The sequence below is a fragment of the Paraburkholderia sp. J63 genome, assembly GCF_905220245.1.
In the GTDB taxonomy this organism is placed as follows: Bacteria; Pseudomonadota; Gammaproteobacteria; order Burkholderiales; family Burkholderiaceae; genus Paraburkholderia.
Map to the genome: position 1 here is coordinate 197,561 of NZ_CAJMZF010000011.1, position 18,763 is coordinate 216,323.

Genomic DNA, 18,763 nt, shown 5'->3' on the forward strand with positions numbered 1-18,763 from the left:
AACTGGTGCCCGTTTTACCGTCACCTCCCGGCCTGGAAAAGCGCGTTGGGTGGTTAATCTGTCGGCATCCACCATCACGTCGCGCGATTGGCTTTTAGGTGCCTGTGCGCGGCCTCCCCCGACGGCTTATGAAGCACGACGCGCCCAACTTTTCCGGCGGCTCCGGCGTATTGCCGGATGCCGCACCCGATGAAACGCATCACGCAATCGTCGCGCAACCCCGCACGCGTATGCGGTGCGCGCTTGCGAAGTCGGCGACCAGGGAGAAATCGCCACTCGATGTTGCCGCGGCCGGACACCTCGAAGACATTGCGCGCTCGCTCGACGTTGCGCCCCTCGATGCCGGCCTGCACGCGCGGATGCTCGCCGCCGCGCGCGCCAGCAACGACGAAGCGGCGAGCGCCGCACACGAGCTGGCGCTCGCGGCCTTCGACATGCTGGGCGCCGCGCCTCGCGAACAGCTCGCGCTCGTTCTCTACAACGTGGCGACGGTCTATGCGATCAAAGGACGGCGCGACGCGGCCATTCGCTGGTACCGGCACGCGCTCGGGATCGACCCGGGGCTTGCCATCGCGCATCAGAACCTGGCCGTGGCGCTCGAGCGCGAAGGGCTGCGCGAAGCGTCTTGCCTGCATCGCGCGCGTGCGTATCAGCTTCAGCGCGTCTTTATCGAAGGCGCTCTCGGCCAGGAGCAACGCCGGATTCTGATACTGGGCACGGGCAAGGGCGCGGGCAACGTCCCCATCGACGCGCTGCTTTCCCGGCAAACAACCTCGCGCATCCGCTACGCCATCGATTACGCCGACGAAGCCGAAGACGCGAGCCTGCCGCCTCATGATCTCGTGTTCAACGGTATCGGCGATCCCGATGTCGCCACGCCGCTTGCTGCACGGCTGGCCCGCTTTTCCGCCGGGTGCCGGCGCCCCATGCTCAACCGGCCTGAAGCTGTCGAGCGCACGCACCGCCACAAAACGGCGGCCCTGCTTGCCCATGTGGACGACGTCGTCGTGCCGCGCTGCGTGCGCATCGACGCCCGCCCCGCGAATGCCCATGCGCTCGCGAGCGAGCTTGCGCAATCGGGCGTTGCCTTCCCGATCCTGATGCGCCCGCTAGCGACGCACGGCGGCGAGAGCCTCGAACTCCACGCGTCGCTTGCCTCGTTGTGGCGCGCAATGGCCGATCTCGACGCACCGTGCTACCTCACCGCGTTCCACGACTTTCGCAGTGCCGACGGCCATTACCGCAAATACCGGATCATCTACGTCGACCGCGAGCCTTATCCCTACCATCTCGCCATCTCGAGTCGCTGGATGGTCCACTATTTTTCCGCGGATATGGGCGGGGAACCCTGGAAGCTCGACGAAGAATGCCGCTTTCTCGCCGACCCGTTCGCGACGCTCGGCCAGCGCGCAAGCGAGGCCATTTCGGCGATCGGGCGGCAGCTCGATCTCGACTACGGCGGCATGGATTTCGCGCTGACGCCTGCCGGGCAGGTGCTGGTTTTTGAAACCAACGCGACCATGCTCACCCATCGGGAAGCACGGTCCGGTCCGCTTGCCCACAAGAATCCGTATGTCGACCGGATTATCGAAGCCTTCGAGCGTATGCTGCTGGCGCGCACAGGCCCGCTTTAGGGGCGCTGGCCGCAATCAGCAAAAAAGCCGAAGCACCCGCGCTTCGGCTTTTCAATTTCGTTGGCGGCTCGTGCGCCGCGCGTAAAAAGCGGACTACAGCCCGAATGCCGGCAGCCGCCCGTCCGGCCCATACAGCATCGACGCGCCATTGCCGGTTTCGCCGCGCAGGATCGCGAGCGCCCGGCGGTTATGTTCCATGCGCGTGCGGATCATCATGCCGATCGTGAGGTTCTGGCGCCGCGCGCGCTCGGTCGAGCCCTTGAGCAGCGCCCACTGGCCCGCGAGCCGGGCGTCGCCGTCGCAGGCCATCTCGATGCCCTTGCGCCCGCCCGGCAGGCCGAGTCCGGCCAGTTGCGCGTCGCGCGCCTTCTCGAGCCCCGCCAGACGCTGCGTGAGCGTCGTCTTTTCCTCGACGATCTGCGGCAGCGCGCCGATGCCGTCCGCCGTCGTGAGTGCCTTCTCCTCGAAGGCGAGCAGCGAGGCGAATGCCTCCACGGCGGCGTGTTCGTCGATCAATGTGGCGAGCAGTGCGTCTTTCATCGGGGACCACCTGAGAATGCGGTTTTGAGGGCCGGCGCGCGTTTTCGGGTTCGTGCGGGATTCGCGCGCCGCGCCCGTGCCTTGGGCCTTAGCTGCCCGAGGCCGGCTTGAGCAGGCCGCGCGCCGTTTCGATAATGCCGTCGGCGATCTTGCCGGCGTCGATCTGCAAGCTGCCGTTCTTGATGGCGTCCTTGATCGACTGGACCTGGCCCATGTCGATGTCGGCGGCGCCGCTCGCCGCGAGCGAGCGCAGCGAGGAGGACAGCGACGAAAGGCTCACGTTGGCGTCTCCGGGGGTGCCGGTACCCGATCCGACCGCGCTCGATGCGGCGGCCGAGGCCGTGCCGCCCGCGCCCAGCGCGCTCGCGGTTTCGCCTTGCTGCGTTCGCGCGACGCTGTCTTGCAGCGAGCGCGCGTCATTGCGGGTGGAGGTGTCGATTTTCACGATGGGGCTTCCTGATCCGTATGGCCTTGATAACGGCAAGGGCCGGCGCGAACTTTAGCGTGAAAGTCCTGCCGTTACATGCTGTTACGTATGCTGCCGCACATTTCCACCGCACCGTTTTCCTCCCCGCGCGGGGAGCTGTCCCTAAATCTGCACCTGCACCGTTGCGGCGTCCTTCACGACGCCGCTGATGATCTGGCCGCCCGCCGTGCGCACGCGCACCATCTGGCCCGGCGCGGCGTTGTTGAGCACGCTGCCTTCCGAGGAGATCGTGAAGTTCGAGCCGACGGCGATCACCCTGACCGTCTGGCCGATCACCACCGACGAGGCGCTGCGCAGCATGTCGGTGCGCAGCGGCAGGCCCGCCGTGATGCGCGCGAGCGCGACGGCGCCGTTCGCTTGCGTGGGATCGGTGATGATGGTCTGCGGCAGGCTCGCGAGATCGCCCTCGCGCGGCATGAAGTCGGCGGCGGAGAGCGTCTGGCCCGCGTCGATCTGGCGTGCGGCCACGTAATAGGTGATGTCGACGGCCACGCGCCCGACCACATAGAGCGTCCACGGCTTCGCGCCGACGCAGCGCACGCCCACCGTCGTGCGGCCCCACATGCGCGCGCCGGGCGGCATGAAGGGCTCGAGCGCGGCACAGGCGGCGAGTCCGCGCGGGAAGACTTGCCCGACGGTGATGCTGACCTTGCCCGGCAAGCCCGCGGCCTGCTGCTGCAGGAAGGCGAGCGCGGTCGCGCGGATGCGCTCGCCGTCCTCCTGGCCCGTGGGCATTTGCGCGGTTTGGCCGTAGGCGACGGCGCTGGCGCTCGCGGCGGGATTCACAGCGGGATTCACAGCGTAATTCGGACGCGCGGCCATGGCCGGCATGCGCTGCATCGGCACGGCGGCGAGCTTGGCGGCGATGGCCGGCGCGGCCGTTTCGACGACAACGGGCGCGACGGCGCTCGACGGCGTGACGACGTTCACGCGCTGCAGTTGACCCACGCCTGCGTTGCCGTTCATGGCGGCGGCCGCGGCGGCATTCGCCGCCATCCGGTTGGCCGGTGAATAGGCCGACGGGTTTGCCGATGCATTCACCGGCGGCACGCGCATGGGCTGCCCTTGCATCGGCTGCGCGGCGCGCGCGACGGCGGGCCTGATCGCGGATGCGGTAGCTGCCGCGCTCGTGCCGGGAGAAGGAATCGTGACGATTTCGGGCGTCGCGGCTTCGCTTGCGCGGCCGCGCTCACCCGGCCCCGGGATCGTGATCATGCCGGGCTGGCTTGCCGCCTCGTCTTGCCCCTGGCTTGATGCGTCGGCTTGCGCACCGCGCGCGAGCATGGCCGCGTTCGGCGCATAGCCGTTGGGATAGGGGCTGGCGTTGCCGCCGCCCGCGTTCGCCTTGCCTGGCTGCGCGAGCATCGCGCTCATCTGGGCGGCGTCCGAGCCCGCGCGGTCGCCGGGACCCGCAATATAGATCTGCTGGCCCGGCGCTTCGCTTTGTGCGTACGCGGCGCCGCCCACGCCCAGCGCCGCGGCGGCGCAAGCAAGCGCAACAGCGAGCCCACGCAAGGCCGAACGACCGTGCATGCGCCTCACCGCCGCCGCGCGGCGCGCGCGAAAGAAGGCAGTCTGCGGCATCGTCGTTCTCCATTCATTGCATTGACACGCTTCGCATTCTAGGCGGCGCCCCTCGCGCGCTTACGTCGAATAGAGGGGGGCTTTACCGGCTATTCGTCCGATTGGTTCTTGCCAGCCGCGCCTAACATTCGTCTCCATGCGAAAAGGCCTGTGCGCTTCGTCCAGGTCTCGCCCAGTTGCCGGATGCGCGATGCATGCGCCCACGCAGCCCCTCATTTCGTGTCACGGAGAACGCCCGATGCTGGACAAACTCGACGCCGAATTCGCCTTTGGCCGCGAAGCGCTCGACGTGCGCGCGACGCGCCAGGCGTTGCTGTCCTCGAACATCGCGAACGCCGACACGCCGGGCTACCAGGCGCGCGACGTCGACTTCTCGGCTTCGCTCGCGGGCGCGCTGAGGCAGGCGGGCGCGGCCACGCCGGGCGGCGCAATGGGTGGCGCGGCAGGCGCAACGGGAACGATGAGCCTCGCGAGTACAACGGGTGCTGGCGGCGCAACCGGCGGGGCAGGCGCGGCAGGCGGCAATTTCCAGCCGCTCGCGCTGGCGCAGCCCGCGGGCGTGTCGAGCGGCATGTCGATGGCCACGACCGAGGCGGGCCACATGGCCGGCAGCGTGAAGCTGATCCCGACCGGCGGTCCGACGCAGGCCTACACGAGCGCGCTGATGTACCGCAACCCGACGCAGCCCGCGCTCGACGGCAACACGGTCGATCTCGACACCGAGCGCGTGCAGTTCGCCGACAACGCGCTGCACTTCGAGTCGGGCATGACCGTGCTTTCGCAACAGATCAAGACGATGCTCTCGGCGATCCAGTCGGGTTCGAGCTAAAGCGCGGGTATTGACGCAGGCACCCGCGCAAGCAGCAAAGCAAACGTCAAGCAGGCAACCAGCAGGAAGCAGCACCAGCCATCCGAGAGGTCAACGAAACCATGCCATCCCTGATGAACATCTTCAGCGTTGCGGGCTCCGCCATGTCGGCGGAATCGCAGCGCCTGAACGTGACGGCGTCCAATCTCGCCAACGCCGACAGCACGACCGGCCCCGACGGCCAGCCCTACAAGGCCAAGCAGGTCGTGTTCGCGGTCGATCCGCTCGGCGGCGCGCGTACCGCGTCGGGCCAGCAAGTGGGCGGCGTGAAGGTGACCGGCGTGATCGACGACCCGACGCCCATGAAGCAGAGCTACGACCCCGACAACCCCGCCGCCGACGCCAACGGCTACGTCACGATGCCGAACGTGGACCCGGTGCAGGAGATGGTGAACATGATCTCGGCGTCGCGCTCGTATCAGGCCAACATCGAGACCCTGAACACCGCCAAGACGCTGATGCTCAAGACCCTGACCATCGGGACTTGAAGCGGGACTTGCAGCAGCGCCTGAAGCTGCACCCCGAACAGGGACCTGAATCTGGCAACTGAATTCTGGCAACCGGGGCAGGCATCACCGAAGCCCGCCCACGCCACACCGCAACATCGAGCGTATCTGAGGAGAACGCGTTGACCTCCAGCACCACCACCATCGGCGGCAGCACCGCCACCGTGTCGCAGCAACTGCTCGACACCATGAACGGCACCTCGTCGGCGGCGTCGAGCGCCTCGGGCACGTCTTCGACAGGCACGTCCTCGACGAGCGGCAGCGACCTCCAGCAGACCTTCCTGCAACTGCTCGTCACGCAGTTGCAGAACCAGGATCCCACCGATCCGATGGACAGCTCGCAGATGACCTCGCAGCTCGCGCAGATCAACACGGTCACGGGCATCCAGCAGCTCAACACGTCGCTTTCGTCGCTCTCGACGCAGCTCTCGGCGGGCCAGAACGCGCAAGCCGCGCTGCTGATCGGCTCGACCGTGCTGGCGCCGGGCAGCAGCCTGGCGGTGTCGGGCGGCAGCGCGCCGCAACTGGGCGTGACGCTGCCCGCGGCGGCCTCGGACGTGAAGCTCACGATCACCAATTCGGCGGGCCAGGTCGTCAACACGCTCGACCTGGGTGCGCAGTCGGCGGGCACGGTGCCCGTCACCTGGAACGGCACCGACGCCGCGGGCAATACCGTGGCCGACGGCACCTACACCGTGAGCGCGAGCGCGACCGTCAACGGCCAGGCCGGCACGGCCACGGCGCTCGTGGCGAGCAAGGTGCAGGGCGTGATCCAGCAAGCGGACGGTAGCGCGAGCCTCTCGCTCTCCAACGGCGGCACGGTTGCGCTCTCGGGCGTGGGCGCCATTCTTTAACACCTATTGAACACGACAGCGCGGAGTCAACACTCATGGGCTACCAGCAAGGATTGAGCGGCCTCGCCGCAGCGTCGAACGATCTCGACGTCATCGGCAACAACATCGCCAACGCGAACACGGTGGGCTTCAAGCAAAGCACGGCGCAGTTCGCCGATGTCTATGCGAACACCGTCGCCAGCTCGGTCAACACGCAGATCGGTCTGGGCGCGGCACTCTCGCAGGTGCAGCAGAACTTCTCGCAGGGCACGATCACGACGACCGGCCAGTCGCTCGACGTCGCCATCAACGGCAACGGCTTTTTCCAGATGTCGAACAACGGCACCGTCACGTATTCGCGTAACGGCGTGTTCCAGCTCGACAAGAACGGCTATATCACCGACGCATCGGGCAACGACCTGATGGGCTATGCGGCCGGCACGAACGGCGTCGTGAACACGGCGCAGACGGTGCCGCTCCAGGTGCCGACCACCAATATCGCGCCGGTCGTGACGAGCAACATCACCGCGCAGCTGAACCTGAACGCGCAGTCCACGGCGCCCACCGCGACGCCGTTCGACGCCACCAACTCGAACACCTACAACTACTCGACGTCGATCACGGCATACGACTCGCTCGGCGGCGCGCAGCAGGTCAACATGTACTTCGTGAAGGGCGGCATCGACGCCACCACGGGCAACCAGGAGTGGAACGTCTACGCGGGCACGGCCGGCAACGTCGGAAGCAACCCGGTAGGCACGATGGAGTTCGATGCGTCGGGCAACCTCGTGAGCACGGCCGACTCAACGGGCGCGGCGACCTCGCTCGGCCAGATCCCCGTGACGATCAACCCGACCGACGGCTCGAAGACGAACCAGACGATCACGATGAACTTCACGGGCACGACGCAGTTCGGCAGTGCCAACGGCGTGAACAACCTCGGCCAGGACGGCTACGCGAGCGGCACGCTCTCGAACTTCGCGATCGGCTCGGACGGCACCATCACCGGCAACTACTCGAACGGCCAGACCAAGACGCTCGGCCAGGTCGTGCTCGCGAACTTCAACAATCCGAACGGCCTGATGAACCTCGGCGGCAACCAGTTCCAGGAAACCGCGGCCTCGGGCGTGCCGCAGGTCTCCACGCCTGGCAGCACGAACCACGGCTCGCTCACGGGCGGCGCGGTGGAGTCGTCGAACGTCGACCTCACGAACCAGCTCGTCGACCTGATCACGGCGCAGCGCAACTATCAGGCCAACGCGCAGACCATCAAGACGCAGCAGACCGTCGACCAGACGCTGCTGCAGATGTAAGCGCGCGCACGTCCACGTTCACGTCATAAGGCACCGGGCACACCATGGACCGACTGATCTACACCGCGATGACGGGCGCGAGCCAGGCGCTCGACCAGCAGGCCGTCGTCGCGAACAACCTGGCGAACGTCTCGACCACGGGCTTTCGCGCGCAGCTCGCGAATTTCCGCGCCGTGCCGATGGCGTTCGGCGACGGCTCCACGGCCAACGACACGACCACGCGCACCTTCGTGCTCTCGTCGACGCCGGGCTCCGACATGACGCCCGGGGCGATCTCGCACACCGGCAACCCGCTCGACATCGCGGTGCAGGGCTCGGGCTTCATCGCCGTGCAGACCGCCGACGGCAACGAGGCCTACACGCGCGCGGGCAATCTGCACGTGGACGAGAACGGCCAGCTCGTGACGGCGAGCAACCTCCAGGTGATCGGCGGCGGCGGCCCGATCGCGGTGCCGCCGGGCTCGGCGGTGACGATCGGCAAGGACGGCACCGTCTCGGCGATCGCGCCGGGCAGCCCCGCCGACGCCATCGCGATGATCGACCAGATCAAGTTCGTGAACCCGCCGGCGGGCTCGCTCACGCGCGGCGACGACGGCCTCTTTCGCACCGCCGACGGCAACCCCGCCGACGCGGACCAGACCGTGCAGGTCGCGACGGAATCGCTCGAAGGCAGCAACGTGAATCCGGTGGCGGCGATGGTCTCGATGATCGACAACGCGCGCCAGTTCCAGATCCAGAGCAAGCTGCTGCAGACCGCCGACCAGAACGACCAGAGCGCGAACCAGCTGCTCCAATTCACCTAAGCATTGTTAAGGGCCGCGCCGTCTGCAACAGACCGCGCGCCGGGAGAAAAACACCGTGAACCGATCGCTCTACATCGCCGCCACCGGCATGCAAGCCCAGCAGGCGCAAATGGACGTGATCTCCAACAACCTCGCGAACGTGAGCACCAATGGCTTCAAGGGCTCGCGCGCGGTGTTCGAGGACCTCATGTACCAGACGCTGCGCCAGCCGGGCGCGAACTCCACGCAGACCACCGAGTTGCCCTCGGGCAGCCAGGTGGGCACGGGCGTGCAGCAGGTCGCCACCGAGCGCCTCTATACCCAGGGCAACCTGCAGCAGACCGGCAACTCGAAGGACGTGGCCGTCAACGGCGCGGGCTTCTTCCAGGTGCAGATGCCCGACGGCACCACGGCCTATACGCGCGACGGCTCGTTCCAGACCAACTCGCAGGGCCAGCTCGTGACCTCGAGCGGCTATCCGGTGCTGCCGACCATCACGGTGCCCGCGAACGCCACCTCGCTCACGATCGGCACCGACGGCGTGGTGACGGTCACGACGCCCGGTTCGGCGAACAACACCACCATCGGCTCGCTGCAACTGGCCATGTTCATCAACCCGGCCGGCCTCCAGTCGAACGGCGAGAACCTGCTTTCGGAGACGGCTTCCTCGGGCGCGCCCACGGTGACGACGCCGGGCCTGAACGGCTCGGGCACGCTCAACCAGGGCTACGTGGAAGCCTCGAACGTGAACGTGGTGCAGGAGCTCGTGAACATGATCGAGACCCAGCGCGCCTACGAGATCAACAGCAAGGCGGTCACGACCTCCGACCAGATGCTGCAGACCTTGAGCCAGATGCAGGTTTAAGCATCGGCGCGGGAATCGTTGGGAATCTGAAGCAATCGCTGCATGGAAGAGAAGTGGTGAAGAGCATGAGCCAGTCCGTTCGAAACAACGCTCGCAGGCGCGCGGCGCACGAAGTGCATGCGGTGCGCGCAGTGCGCGAGGTGCAAGCGCGCGCGAGCCTGCGCACCGCCGTGGCGGCGCTCGCGCTCGCCGCGCTGGCGGGCTGCGCCTACATCCCGAACCGGCAGCCGATCACGGCGCAGCCGATGTCGGCCGTGCCGCCTTCGCCGCCGCCCAACACCTCGCCGGGCTCGATCTTCAACCCCGGCTACACGGGGCGGCCGCTGTTTGAGGATCAGCGCCCGCGCAATATCGGCGACATTCTCACCATCGTCATTTCCGAAAACATGTCGGCGACCAAGTCCTCGGGCGCCAACACCAAGCGCGGCAGCACCACGAACTTTTCGGGTAGCGCGGGCTTCCTGCCGGGCTTCTTCAACCACGCGAACCTGAACTCGACGGGCGCGAACCAGTTCGACGCGACGGGCGGCGCGAACGCGTCCAACACCTTCACGGGCGTGATCACCGTGACCGTGACGAACGTGCTGCCCAACGGCAACCTGATGGTCTCGGGCGAGAAGCAGATGCTCATCAATCAGGGCAACGAATTCGTCCGGTTTTCCGGCGTCGTGAACCCGGCCACGGTGGCCGGCGACAACTCCGTGCTCTCGACCGATGTGGCCGACGCGAGAATCGAATACTCCGCGAAAGGCGTGATCGACGAAGCCGAGACCATGGGCTGGCTGCAACGCTTCTTCCTGAATCTCGCGCCATGGTAAAGATCCGCTTCCGCTACACGCGCCGCTCGCGCGTGAAAGACCTGCTCACCGCGCTGGGCTTCGTGTTCGGTCTCGTGTTCGCGTGCGGCGCGCTGCTCGCCTACGCCGCGCCCGCCCACGCCGAGCGCGTGAAGGACCTCGTCTCGATCTCGGGCGTGCGCGACAACCCGCTGATCGGCTACGGCCTCGTGGTGGGCCTCGACGGCACCGGCGACCAGACCACCCAGGCGCCTTTCACGACGCAGACGCTCGCGAACATGCTCGCGAACCTGGGCATCTCGATCAACAACACGTCGAGCGCCACGGGTTCCTCGCAGACGCTCAACAACATGCAGTTGAAGAACGTCGCGGCCGTGATCGTGACGGCCACGCTGCCGCCGTTCGCGCGGCCCGGCGAGCAGATCGACGTGACGGTTTCCTCGCTCGCCAACGCCAAGAGCATCCGCGGCGGCACGCTGCTGCTCACGCCGCTCAAGGGCGCCGACGGCCAGGTCTACGCCATCGCGCAGGGCAACGTGGCGGTGGGCGGCGCGGGCGCCTCGGCCAACGGCAGCAAGGTGCAGGTGAACCAGCTCGCGGCGGGCCGCATCGCGGCCGGCGCGACCGTCGAGCGCGCGGTGCCGTCGCCCGTCGCGCAGGCGGGCGGCATCCTGCAGATGGAAGTCAACGACATGGATTACGACACGACGCAGCGCATCGTGGCGGCGATCAACAACCTGTTCGGCCAGGGCATCGCCCAGGCCGTGGACGGCCGCACGATCCAGGTGCGCGGCCCGCTCGATCCGGCGCAGCAGGTGGGCTTCATCGCGCAGATCCAGAATCTCGACGTGCGCCCGGCGCAGCCCGCGGCAAAGGTGATCCTCAACGCGCGCACCGGCTCGATCGTGATGAACCAGATGGTCACGCTCGATAGCTGCGCGGTGGCGCACGGCAATCTCTCGGTGGTCGTGAACACGCAGACGGCGGTGAGCCAGCCCGGCGCGTTCTCGAACGGCCAGACGGTGGCGACGCGCCAGTCGCAGATCCAGTTGAAGCAGGACAACGGGTCGCTCAAGCTCGTGACGGCGGGCGCCAATCTCGCGGAAGTCGTGAAGGCGCTCAACGCGCTCGGCGCGACGCCCGCGGACCTCATGTCGATCCTGCAGGCGATGAAGGCGGCGGGCGCGTTGCGCGCCGATCTTCAGATCATCTAAGGAGGCGAACATGGATAACGCGAATATCGGCGGCAGCCTCGACCTCACGAACCGCTTCGCGCTGGACGTGCAGGGCTTCGACTCGATGCGGGCCGCCGCCAACGCCGCGCCGCAGCAGGGCGTGAAGATGGCCGCGAAGCAGTTCGACGCGGTGTTCACGCAGATGATGCTCAAGAGCATGCGCGAGGCGACGCCCGACGACGGCCCGCTCGATTCGAAAGACGGCGCGCAGTTCACCTCGATGATGGATCAGCAGCTCGCGCAGCAGATGTCGAACAAGGGCATCGGCGTGGCGAACGCGATGATCAAGCAGCTCATGCGCAGCATGGGCGGCTCGGCGGATGGCGCAGGCGGCGCCGAGGGGGCGGGCGGCGCGGGCGGCATCGCCGGCGCCATGTCCGGCATGGCTGGCTCGGGCGGCGGCGGCAACGAAGGCAACATGGCGATGCTGAGCGCGCTCGGCCGCGCCTACGGCAACGCCGCCGCGAACGGCGCGCTCGGCAAGGGCGAAGGCTGGGGCGCGAACAGCGCGCTCACGCCGCCCGTGCGCGGCAACGGCGACGAAAAAGTGGACGCCTTCGTCAACAAGCTCGCCGGCGGCGCGCAGCAGGCGAGCGCGGCCACGGGCATTCCGGCGCGCTTCATCGTCGGCCAGGCGGCGCTGGAGTCGGGCTGGGGCAAGCGCGAGATCATGAAGGCGGACGGCTCGACGAGCCACAACGTGTTCGGCATCAAGGCCACGAAGGACTGGACCGGCAAGACCGTCTCGACCATGACGACCGAGTACGTGAACGGCGCGCCGCACCGCGTGGTCGAGAAGTTCCGCGCCTACGACTCGTACGAAGACGCGATGGCCGACTACGCGAACCTCCTCAAGAACAACCCGCGCTACGCCTCGGTGATCAACAACGCGCGCAGCGCGGAAGGCTTCGCAAACGGCATGCAGCGCGCCGGCTACGCAACCGATCCGCAGTACGCGAAAAAGCTCATGTCGATCATGCAGCAGATGGCTTGACGGCCCGGACGTGCGCGAGAGCACGGAATATTTGCACGGAACCCCTAAATTTCTGTCAGCACTTGCCGCTAATGCAGGCGAGATCCAAAAGAATCAGGGGCGGCGACCACCGCCCGGACGGCGCGCGGCGGTTCAAGCCGCGGCGCGCCGGCATGTCCACGAAATTCCGGCACGCCGATGAATACCGTTCAGTCGAATCAACAGGAAGCCTCCGAGGGCGACGTCCCCGACTATGGCCGGCGCAACCCGCTAGAAGTCGGGGTGCAGTTGCGCAATCTGGCCAATCGGGGCGATTTTCTGACCTTGCAATACGGCGGTGGCCAACTGGTCACGCGCATTCTCGAAGTGAACACGCGCGAGCGCAGCTTCGTGTTCGACTGGGGCGCATTGCCCGAGCAGAACCGCGACGTGCTCGCGTGCGCGAAGTGCCAGTTCCATGCCTCGCCCGATGGCGTGCGGGTGGAGTTCGCCACGGCCGCGCCGCGCGAGACCGAATTCGAAGGCCGTCCCGCGTTCGAATCCACGTTTCCCGACGTGCTCTATTACGTGCAGCGCCGCGAGTATTTTCGCGTCGATACGCCCGTGCTGGAGCCGTGCCTGTGCCGCGGCGCGATGCCCGCGGACGGCCAGCGCTTCCAGTTCGAGGTGCACGACCTCTCGCTTGGCGGCATCGGCCTGCGCACGACCGACGATCGCGCGGCGACGTTCGAAATGGGCCTGAAGCTCGCGAACGTCGAGCTCGACCTGCGCGCGCACGGCACGCTGCGCGTCGACCTCGCGCTCGCGGTGCTGCGCTTCATCGATCTGCCCAACGGCGAGCGGCGCTATCACCTGGGCTTTCGTTTCGTGGCGCTGCCCGGCGCCGCCGAGAACAGCCTGCAGCGCTATATCACGCAGCTCGAAATGAAGCGGCGCGCGTTCCAGCGCGCCTGAGCGCCGAGCGGCGAGAGCGCGCGGCGGACTGCGTGCCGACGCCTTGCGCCGGATCGGTGCCGCAAGGCCTGCTGGGGCGCGCTGGACGTTCCCACGCTGCGACGCGCGTCTCTCGCGCCGCACGTGTCGCCACGCCTCGCGCGCCAAACGTTTTCGTCGCGACTTCCCCGCGCATTTTCCTGGGCGCGAGCGCTCAATTTTCGCGCTCCGCTGCCGTTATTGCATGGGTTCACCTACGCGGCCTATCCGTTCCATTCGACCCGTCGGACCCGTCGAGACCCTCGACCGGGGTGCCGGAAAAGCCGTCCATGAGGATTACGCATGTCCAACATTTTCTCGATCGGGCTCTCCGGCTTGCAGGCGGCCCAGATCGGCATTGCCACCGCCGGCGAGAACATCAGCAATTCGTCGACTGCGGGCTACAACGTGGAAAGCGCCGTGTTCAACGAGGCGAGCGGCCAGTACACGGGCTCGGGCTACATGGGCGGCGGCGTGACCACGGCGACGGTGCAGCGCGCCTATAGCCAGTACCTCACGACCGCGCTGAACAATGCGCAATCCAGCAACAGCGCGCTCACCGCGTCGTACACGCTCGCCACGCAGCTCTCGAACCTCGTGGGCAGCCCGACCTCGGGTATCGCCACGTCGATCACGACGTTCTTCTCGGGCCTGCAGAACGTGTCGAACTCGCCCGCGAGCACGGCCACGCGTCAGACCGCGCTCTCCGACGCGCAATCGCTCGCCGACCAGGTCAACGCCGCCGGCCAGCAATACGACGCGATGCGCCAGAGCGTGAACACGCAGCTCTCGAACGCGGTCACGCAGATCAACACCTACACGCAGCAGATCGCGCAGCTCAATACGCAGATCTCGATGGCGAGCTCGTCGGGCCAGCAGCCGAACCAGTTGCTCGACCAGCGCGATCTCGCGGTCTCGAACCTCTCGCAGCTCGTGGGCGTGCAGGTCGTGCAGAACAGCAGCGGCTACAGCGTGTTCCTCGGCAACGGCCAGCCGCTCGTGGTGAGCGGGCAGAACTACAACCTGGGCACGCAGCCTTCGAGCTCGAACCCCTCGGAGCTCACCGTAACCTGGCAGGGCATGCCCGGCTCGACCGCCACGCCGCAGCCGCTTTCTGGCGCGGCGCTCCAGGGAGGCACCGTGGGCGGCCTCGTCTCGTTCGTGCAGAACACGCTGGACCCGGCGCAGGCGCAACTGGGCGCGATCGCCACGAGCTTCGCCGCGCAGGTGAACCAGCAAAATGCACTGGGCCTCGCGCAAGGCGGCCAGCCGGGCGGCGCGCTCTTCACCGTGAGCGGGCCGGTCGTCACGGCCAACCTGAACAACTCCGGCACCGGCGCGGTCTCGGCCACGCTCACCAACGCCGTGAGCCCGCCCACCGACAACTACACGCTCTCGTATTCGAGCACCGGGGGCGGCACCTGGACGCTGACCGACACGACGACCAATAACGTCGTAGGCACGACCACCAAGCAGCCGAGCACCGGCTCGCCGTTTGCGCCTACGGGCTCCGGCCTTTCGATCACCACGACGGGCACGATGAACGACGGCGACTCGTTCGCGATCCAGCCGACCGCGGGCGCGCTCGACAGCTTCGCCGTGGCGACGAGCGACCCCGCGGCGATCGCGGCAGCCTCGCCGGTGCTCGTTACGGCGGGCACGGCGAACACGGGCACGGCCACCGTCACGCAGGGCCAGGTGAGCGCGGGCTACGCCGTGGCCTCGCCCGGCCTGCAACTGAGCTATACGGCGTCGGGCAGCACCGGCACGCTTTCGGGCTTCCCGGCGGGCTCGACCGTCAACGTCACGCTGCCGGGCTCGAGCACGTCCACGCCGTACCCCATCACGGACAGCACCACGGGCGTTCCCTACGACCCGACCACGGGCGCGACCATCACCATCAGCGACGCGAGCGGCACGGCCAACAACGTGAGCTTCACGATGACGGGCGCGCCCGCGAACGGCGACACCTTCACCGTCGCGCCGAACACGGGCGCCGCGCAGGACGGCCGCAACGCGCTCGCGCTCGCGAACCTCACCTCGGGCACCGCGTTCACCGACTCGCAGACGCTCACCAACGCGTACTCGAACTACGTGAACGGAATCGGCAACACGGCGAACCAGTTGCAGGCGTCGAGCACCTCGCAGCAATCGCTCGTCACGCAGCTCACCTCGCAGCAGCAGTCGGTGCAGGGCGTGAACCTCGACGAAGAAGCGGCCAACCTGCTCCAGTACCAGCAGCTCTACCAGGCCAACAGCAAGGTGATCCAGACGGCGGCGTCGCTGTTCCAGACTCTGATCGGCATATTCCAGTGAGGCGCTGACCCATGCGTATCGCGACTTCCCAGATTTATTCGTCCAGCCTCTCCACGATGGAGAACCAGCAGGCGCAGCTTCTCCAGGTGCAGCAGCAGGTCTCGACGGGCATCTCGCTCTCGAACCCCGCCGACAACCCGCTCGGCGCGGCCCAGGCCGTGCAGCTCTCGGCCACGAGCGCGGCGCTCACGCAGTACGCGTCGAACCAGAACACGGCGCTTTCGTCGCTGCAGCTCGAAGACTCGACGCTCTCGAGCGTGACGACCACGCTGCAGGCCATCAGCCAGCAGATCCAGTCGGCGATCAACGGCTCGCTCAACGACTCCGACCGCCAGGCGCTCGCCCAGCAACTGCAGGGCGAACGCAGCCAGTTGTTCACGCTCGCCAACACCACCGACGGTCAGGGCAACTACCTGTTCTCGGGTTTTCAGAGCACCTCGCAGGTCTTCACCAACACGCCGGGCGGCGGCGTGCAGTACAACGGCGACGCGGGGCAGCGCCTGATTCAGGTGGGCGGCTCGCGCCAGATCGCGGTGAGCGACACGGGGGCGTCGGTGTTCCTGAGCGTTTCGTCGGTGGGCTCGCAGGCCGTGGCCGCGGGCAGCCCGGCCAACACCGGCACCGGCACGATCAGCGGCGTCACGGTGACCGATCCGACCCAGGCCACCAACGGGCATCCGCTTACGATCCAGTTCGGCGCGGACCCCACCTCGGGCGCGCTTACCTATTCGGTGCTGGACGACTCGACCAGTCCGGCTACCGCGCTCACGACGACTCCTCAGCCCTATACGGCCGGCTCGCCGATCGACCTCGGCAGCGGCATGAACGTGACGATCTCGGGCACGCCGGCGTCGACGGACACGTTCTCGGTCACGCCGGCCACGACGCAGCAAAACAGCAGCGTGTTCTCGACCATCGACAGCGTGATTGCCGCGCTGCAAACGCCGGTGAACGGCAGCCCGAGTGCGTCCGCCAATCTCACGAACGCGCTTCAGGGCGGGCTCACGGCGATCGGGAATTCGATCTCGAACGTGGTGACGATCCAGGCTTCGGTGGGGGGACGCGAGCAGGAAGTGAAGGCGCTGCAGACGGTGACGTCGACGAATTCGTTGCAGGTGACGTCGAATCTCAGCGACCTCACGTCGACGGACATGACTGCGGCCATTACGCAGTACACCCAACTTTCCAATGCGTTGACGGCTTCGCAGAAGAGTTTTGCGGCGACTCAAAACCTTTCGCTATTCCAGTACATCAACCCCTGAGTGGGTGTTCCGGGCCGTTTCCCGGTAAAGACAGCGGCGGTGCGCTTTCGGCGTACCGCCTTTTTTTTCGTCTCAGCGCCGTCGCCACGTTACCTGCCCCGGCACAGGGGCGCACGTTTTCGGATTGATCTTACGGTTTCGTTTCAATTGCCCCCATAAAATCCTTCGACTACTTACGTTTACTTACATTTTGTTGCAAATGCTTGCGCAAGTAGTCCGAAGAGATCCCGGCGTGGGAAACGACCAAAGCGCCCCGTCCGGGTAATGAAAAGAACTCGTTACAAGGTCAGGAAATGAGCCACAACCAATCCGCTCGCCACATACGCTCCCAATCGACACGCCAGCAAGCTTTCCGGCTCGCGGTCATGCCGGCCATGCTGACTGCCGCCTTTGGCTACATGAACAGCGCCTGGGCGGTGCAAGGCGGGGTCGTCGCGGCGGGCAGCGGGACCATCGGGACCCAGGGCAACACCACGACGATCACGCAGTCCACCGACCGCATGGTCGTCAACTGGAACAACTTCGATATCGCGAAGAACCAGGCCGTGGCGATCAAGCAGCCCAGCGCCACCTCGGCGATCCTCAACCGCGTGACGACGGCCGCGCCCACGCAGATCGACGGCTCGCTGACGGCGAACGGCCGCGTGTTCGTGGTCAATCCTTCGGGCGTGATGTTCAGCAAGACGTCGCAGGTGAACGTGGGCAGCCTCGTGGCCTCGACGCTCAGCGTCGACAGCCAGAAGTTCATGGATGGCGGCGAACCCGTCACCGGCATCATGAATTTTTCGGCCGGTGGCGGTAACGGCGTCGTGTCGAACGACGGTCAGATGACGGCGAGCGAAGCCGTCGTTCTGCTCGGTGCGCAGGCAACCAACCAGGGCACGATCCGCGCGAAGAACGTCACGCTCGGCGCCGCCGACGGCGCGGCCATGCAGATGAGCAACTCCGGCTTCAAGGTGCTGCTCGGGCGCGAGGCGCAGAACGCGCTCGCGGCCAATAACGGCACGATCACGGCGAGCGGCGGCGACGTCCAGCTCAACGCCGCGGCAACGGGCGCGATGCTTGCCACGGTGGTCCGCAACACGGGCACGCTGCAAGCGACGCGCGCGAGCTCGGGCGAGGGCGGCTCGGTGATTCTCGGTTCGCAGCTCGACGGCAGCGTGAGCGCGGGCGGCAACATTACCGCGGCACGCGACATCACGATCGGGTCCACGCCGGTGAGCTACCCGCCGGCCCTTTCGCCGTTCAACGCCGAAACGGCGCCCTCGGGCGGCGCATATGGCAGCACGGGCCACAACGTGGTGGTCGAGAACGGCGCGACGCTGAACGCCTCGCAAGGCTCGGTCACGATCGGCAGCGCGGGCGGCGATGTCGTGTCGAACGGCCGCATCAACAGCAGCGGCGATGTGAAGCTCGGCGCGGGCGGAGCGGGCGCCGTGACGGTCAACGGCGCGATCACCGGCGGCAGCGTCTCGATGCAGGGCACGGGCGTCGGCATCAATGGGGCGATCACGGCTTCGACGGGCGACGTGTCCGTCAACGCCAACGGCGCGGGCGCCGGCGACCTGACGCAAAACGCGAACATGACGGCGTCGAAGGGCTCGGTCAAGCTCGCGGGCACCAACGTCACGCAGAAGAAGGGCACCACGACCTATGCCACTAACGGCGTGAATATCGGTGCGGACGAAACGCTTCAGGTCGCGCGGGTGGATAGCGCGGGCGACGTGCAACTTGGCGCGGCGGGCAACGTGACGGTCGTCGACGCGATCAGCGGGCGCAGTGTGGCCATGCAGGGT

General features: G+C 67.1%; 17 protein-coding genes. 14 read left to right on the forward strand and 3 right to left on the reverse strand.

The window, feature by feature from the left end; translation table 11 throughout:
* The first annotated feature begins 128 nt into the window (after positions 1 to 128).
* The gene (locus U5775_RS14885; protein WP_322058877.1) at positions 129 to 1,634 is read left to right on the forward strand and encodes a hypothetical protein; all 1,506 of its coding nucleotides are present in this window, start codon (positions 129 to 131) and stop codon (positions 1,632 to 1,634) included.
* Positions 1,635 to 1,727: 93 nt separating this feature from the next.
* On the opposite strand, the gene U5775_RS14890 is transcribed toward U5775_RS14885, so the two are convergent.
* The 3 genes from U5775_RS14890 to flgA all read right to left on the reverse strand — a co-directional run bounded on the left by U5775_RS14890 (position 1,728) and on the right by flgA (position 4,245).
* Complete coding sequence (locus U5775_RS14890; protein ID WP_322058878.1) at positions 1,728 to 2,174, reverse strand: flagellar protein FlgN; 447 nt, start codon at positions 2,172 to 2,174, stop codon at positions 1,728 to 1,730.
* 88 nt (positions 2,175 to 2,262) lie between these two features.
* Positions 2,263 to 2,619 carry a flagellar biosynthesis anti-sigma factor FlgM gene (gene flgM / locus U5775_RS14895; protein WP_322058879.1) on the reverse strand — a complete coding sequence of 119 codons (357 nt, stop codon included), beginning with the start codon at positions 2,617 to 2,619 and terminating at the stop codon, positions 2,263 to 2,265.
* 144 nt (positions 2,620 to 2,763) lie between these two features.
* Complete coding sequence (gene flgA, locus U5775_RS14900; protein WP_322058880.1) at positions 2,764 to 4,245, reverse strand: flagellar basal body P-ring formation chaperone FlgA; 1,482 nt, start codon at positions 4,243 to 4,245, stop codon at positions 2,764 to 2,766.
* Positions 4,246 to 4,483: 238 nt separating this feature from the next.
* Here flgA and U5775_RS14905 point away from each other — a divergent pair, with 238 nt between their 5' ends.
* From U5775_RS14905 to U5775_RS14965, 13 genes are all read left to right on the forward strand, one after another.
* Entirely contained in the window at positions 4,484 to 5,074 is a 591-nt protein-coding gene (locus tag U5775_RS14905; protein WP_322058881.1) for a flagellar basal body protein, read from the forward strand.
* 101 nt (positions 5,075 to 5,175) lie between these two features.
* Positions 5,176 to 5,601: a flagellar basal body rod protein FlgC gene (gene flgC, locus U5775_RS14910; protein WP_322058882.1), complete on the forward strand. Its 426-nt coding sequence runs from the start codon at positions 5,176 to 5,178 to the stop codon at positions 5,599 to 5,601.
* Between the two features lie 206 nt (positions 5,602 to 5,807).
* Entirely contained in the window at positions 5,808 to 6,473 is a 666-nt protein-coding gene (locus U5775_RS14915; protein WP_322058905.1) for a flagellar hook assembly protein FlgD, read from the forward strand.
* A 35-nt stretch (positions 6,474 to 6,508) separates the two neighbouring features.
* A complete protein-coding gene (flgE, locus tag U5775_RS14920) occupies positions 6,509 to 7,765 on the forward strand; it encodes a flagellar hook protein FlgE (RefSeq protein ID WP_322058883.1) in 1,257 nt (418 codons plus the stop codon).
* A gap of 44 nt (positions 7,766 to 7,809) precedes the next feature.
* Positions 7,810 to 8,568: a flagellar basal-body rod protein FlgF gene (flgF, locus tag U5775_RS14925; RefSeq protein ID WP_322058884.1), complete on the forward strand. Its 759-nt coding sequence runs from the start codon at positions 7,810 to 7,812 to the stop codon at positions 8,566 to 8,568.
* Positions 8,569 to 8,623: 55 nt separating this feature from the next.
* Positions 8,624 to 9,412 carry a flagellar basal-body rod protein FlgG gene (flgG, locus tag U5775_RS14930; RefSeq protein ID WP_322058885.1) on the forward strand — a complete coding sequence of 263 codons (789 nt, stop codon included), beginning with the start codon at positions 8,624 to 8,626 and terminating at the stop codon, positions 9,410 to 9,412.
* Between the two features lie 65 nt (positions 9,413 to 9,477).
* On the forward strand, positions 9,478 to 10,230 hold the full coding sequence (locus U5775_RS14935) for a flagellar basal body L-ring protein FlgH (protein ID WP_322058886.1): 753 nt from the start codon (positions 9,478 to 9,480) through the stop codon (positions 10,228 to 10,230).
* On the forward strand, positions 10,224 to 11,423 hold the full coding sequence (locus U5775_RS14940) for a flagellar basal body P-ring protein FlgI (RefSeq protein ID WP_322058887.1): 1,200 nt from the start codon (positions 10,224 to 10,226) through the stop codon (positions 11,421 to 11,423). The genes U5775_RS14935 and U5775_RS14940 overlap by 7 nt, the downstream gene beginning before the upstream one ends.
* A gap of 10 nt (positions 11,424 to 11,433) precedes the next feature.
* A complete protein-coding gene (flgJ, locus tag U5775_RS14945) occupies positions 11,434 to 12,438 on the forward strand; it encodes a flagellar assembly peptidoglycan hydrolase FlgJ (protein WP_322058888.1) in 1,005 nt (334 codons plus the stop codon).
* A 177-nt stretch (positions 12,439 to 12,615) separates the two neighbouring features.
* A complete protein-coding gene (locus tag U5775_RS14950; protein WP_322058889.1) occupies positions 12,616 to 13,371 on the forward strand; it encodes a flagellar brake protein in 756 nt (251 codons plus the stop codon).
* Positions 13,372 to 13,692: 321 nt separating this feature from the next.
* Positions 13,693 to 15,705 (forward strand): flagellar hook-associated protein FlgK, encoded by a 2,013-nt coding sequence (gene flgK / locus U5775_RS14955; protein WP_322058890.1) that lies wholly within the window; start codon positions 13,693 to 13,695, stop codon positions 15,703 to 15,705.
* A gap of 11 nt (positions 15,706 to 15,716) precedes the next feature.
* Complete coding sequence (gene flgL, locus U5775_RS14960) at positions 15,717 to 16,967, forward strand: flagellar hook-associated protein FlgL (RefSeq protein WP_322058891.1); 1,251 nt, start codon at positions 15,717 to 15,719, stop codon at positions 16,965 to 16,967.
* 293 nt (positions 16,968 to 17,260) lie between these two features.
* A partial coding sequence (locus U5775_RS14965; protein ID WP_322058892.1) for a filamentous hemagglutinin N-terminal domain-containing protein occupies positions 17,261 to 18,763 on the forward strand: 1,503 nt, incomplete at its 3' end.

Coding starts and splice junctions, on each gene's coding strand:
- U5775_RS14885 (WP_322058877.1), top strand. CDS start 129: ATGAAGCACGACGCGCCCAACTTTTCCGGCGGCTCCGGCGTATTGCCG.
- U5775_RS14890 (WP_322058878.1), bottom strand. CDS start 2,174: ATGAAAGACGCACTGCTCGCCACATTGATCGACGAACACGCCGCCGTG.
- flgA (WP_322058880.1), bottom strand. CDS start 4,245: ATGCCGCAGACTGCCTTCTTTCGCGCGCGCCGCGCGGCGGCGGTGAGG.
- U5775_RS14905 (WP_322058881.1), top strand. CDS start 4,484: ATGCTGGACAAACTCGACGCCGAATTCGCCTTTGGCCGCGAAGCGCTC.
- flgC (WP_322058882.1), top strand. CDS start 5,176: ATGCCATCCCTGATGAACATCTTCAGCGTTGCGGGCTCCGCCATGTCG.
- U5775_RS14915 (WP_322058905.1), top strand. CDS start 5,808: ATGAACGGCACCTCGTCGGCGGCGTCGAGCGCCTCGGGCACGTCTTCG.
- flgE (WP_322058883.1), top strand. CDS start 6,509: ATGGGCTACCAGCAAGGATTGAGCGGCCTCGCCGCAGCGTCGAACGAT.
- flgF (WP_322058884.1), top strand. CDS start 7,810: ATGGACCGACTGATCTACACCGCGATGACGGGCGCGAGCCAGGCGCTC.
- U5775_RS14935 (WP_322058886.1), top strand. CDS start 9,478: ATGAGCCAGTCCGTTCGAAACAACGCTCGCAGGCGCGCGGCGCACGAA.
- U5775_RS14940 (WP_322058887.1), top strand. CDS start 10,224: ATGGTAAAGATCCGCTTCCGCTACACGCGCCGCTCGCGCGTGAAAGAC.
- flgJ (WP_322058888.1), top strand. CDS start 11,434: ATGGATAACGCGAATATCGGCGGCAGCCTCGACCTCACGAACCGCTTC.
- U5775_RS14950 (WP_322058889.1), top strand. CDS start 12,616: ATGAATACCGTTCAGTCGAATCAACAGGAAGCCTCCGAGGGCGACGTC.
- flgK (WP_322058890.1), top strand. CDS start 13,693: ATGTCCAACATTTTCTCGATCGGGCTCTCCGGCTTGCAGGCGGCCCAG.
- flgL (WP_322058891.1), top strand. CDS start 15,717: ATGCGTATCGCGACTTCCCAGATTTATTCGTCCAGCCTCTCCACGATG.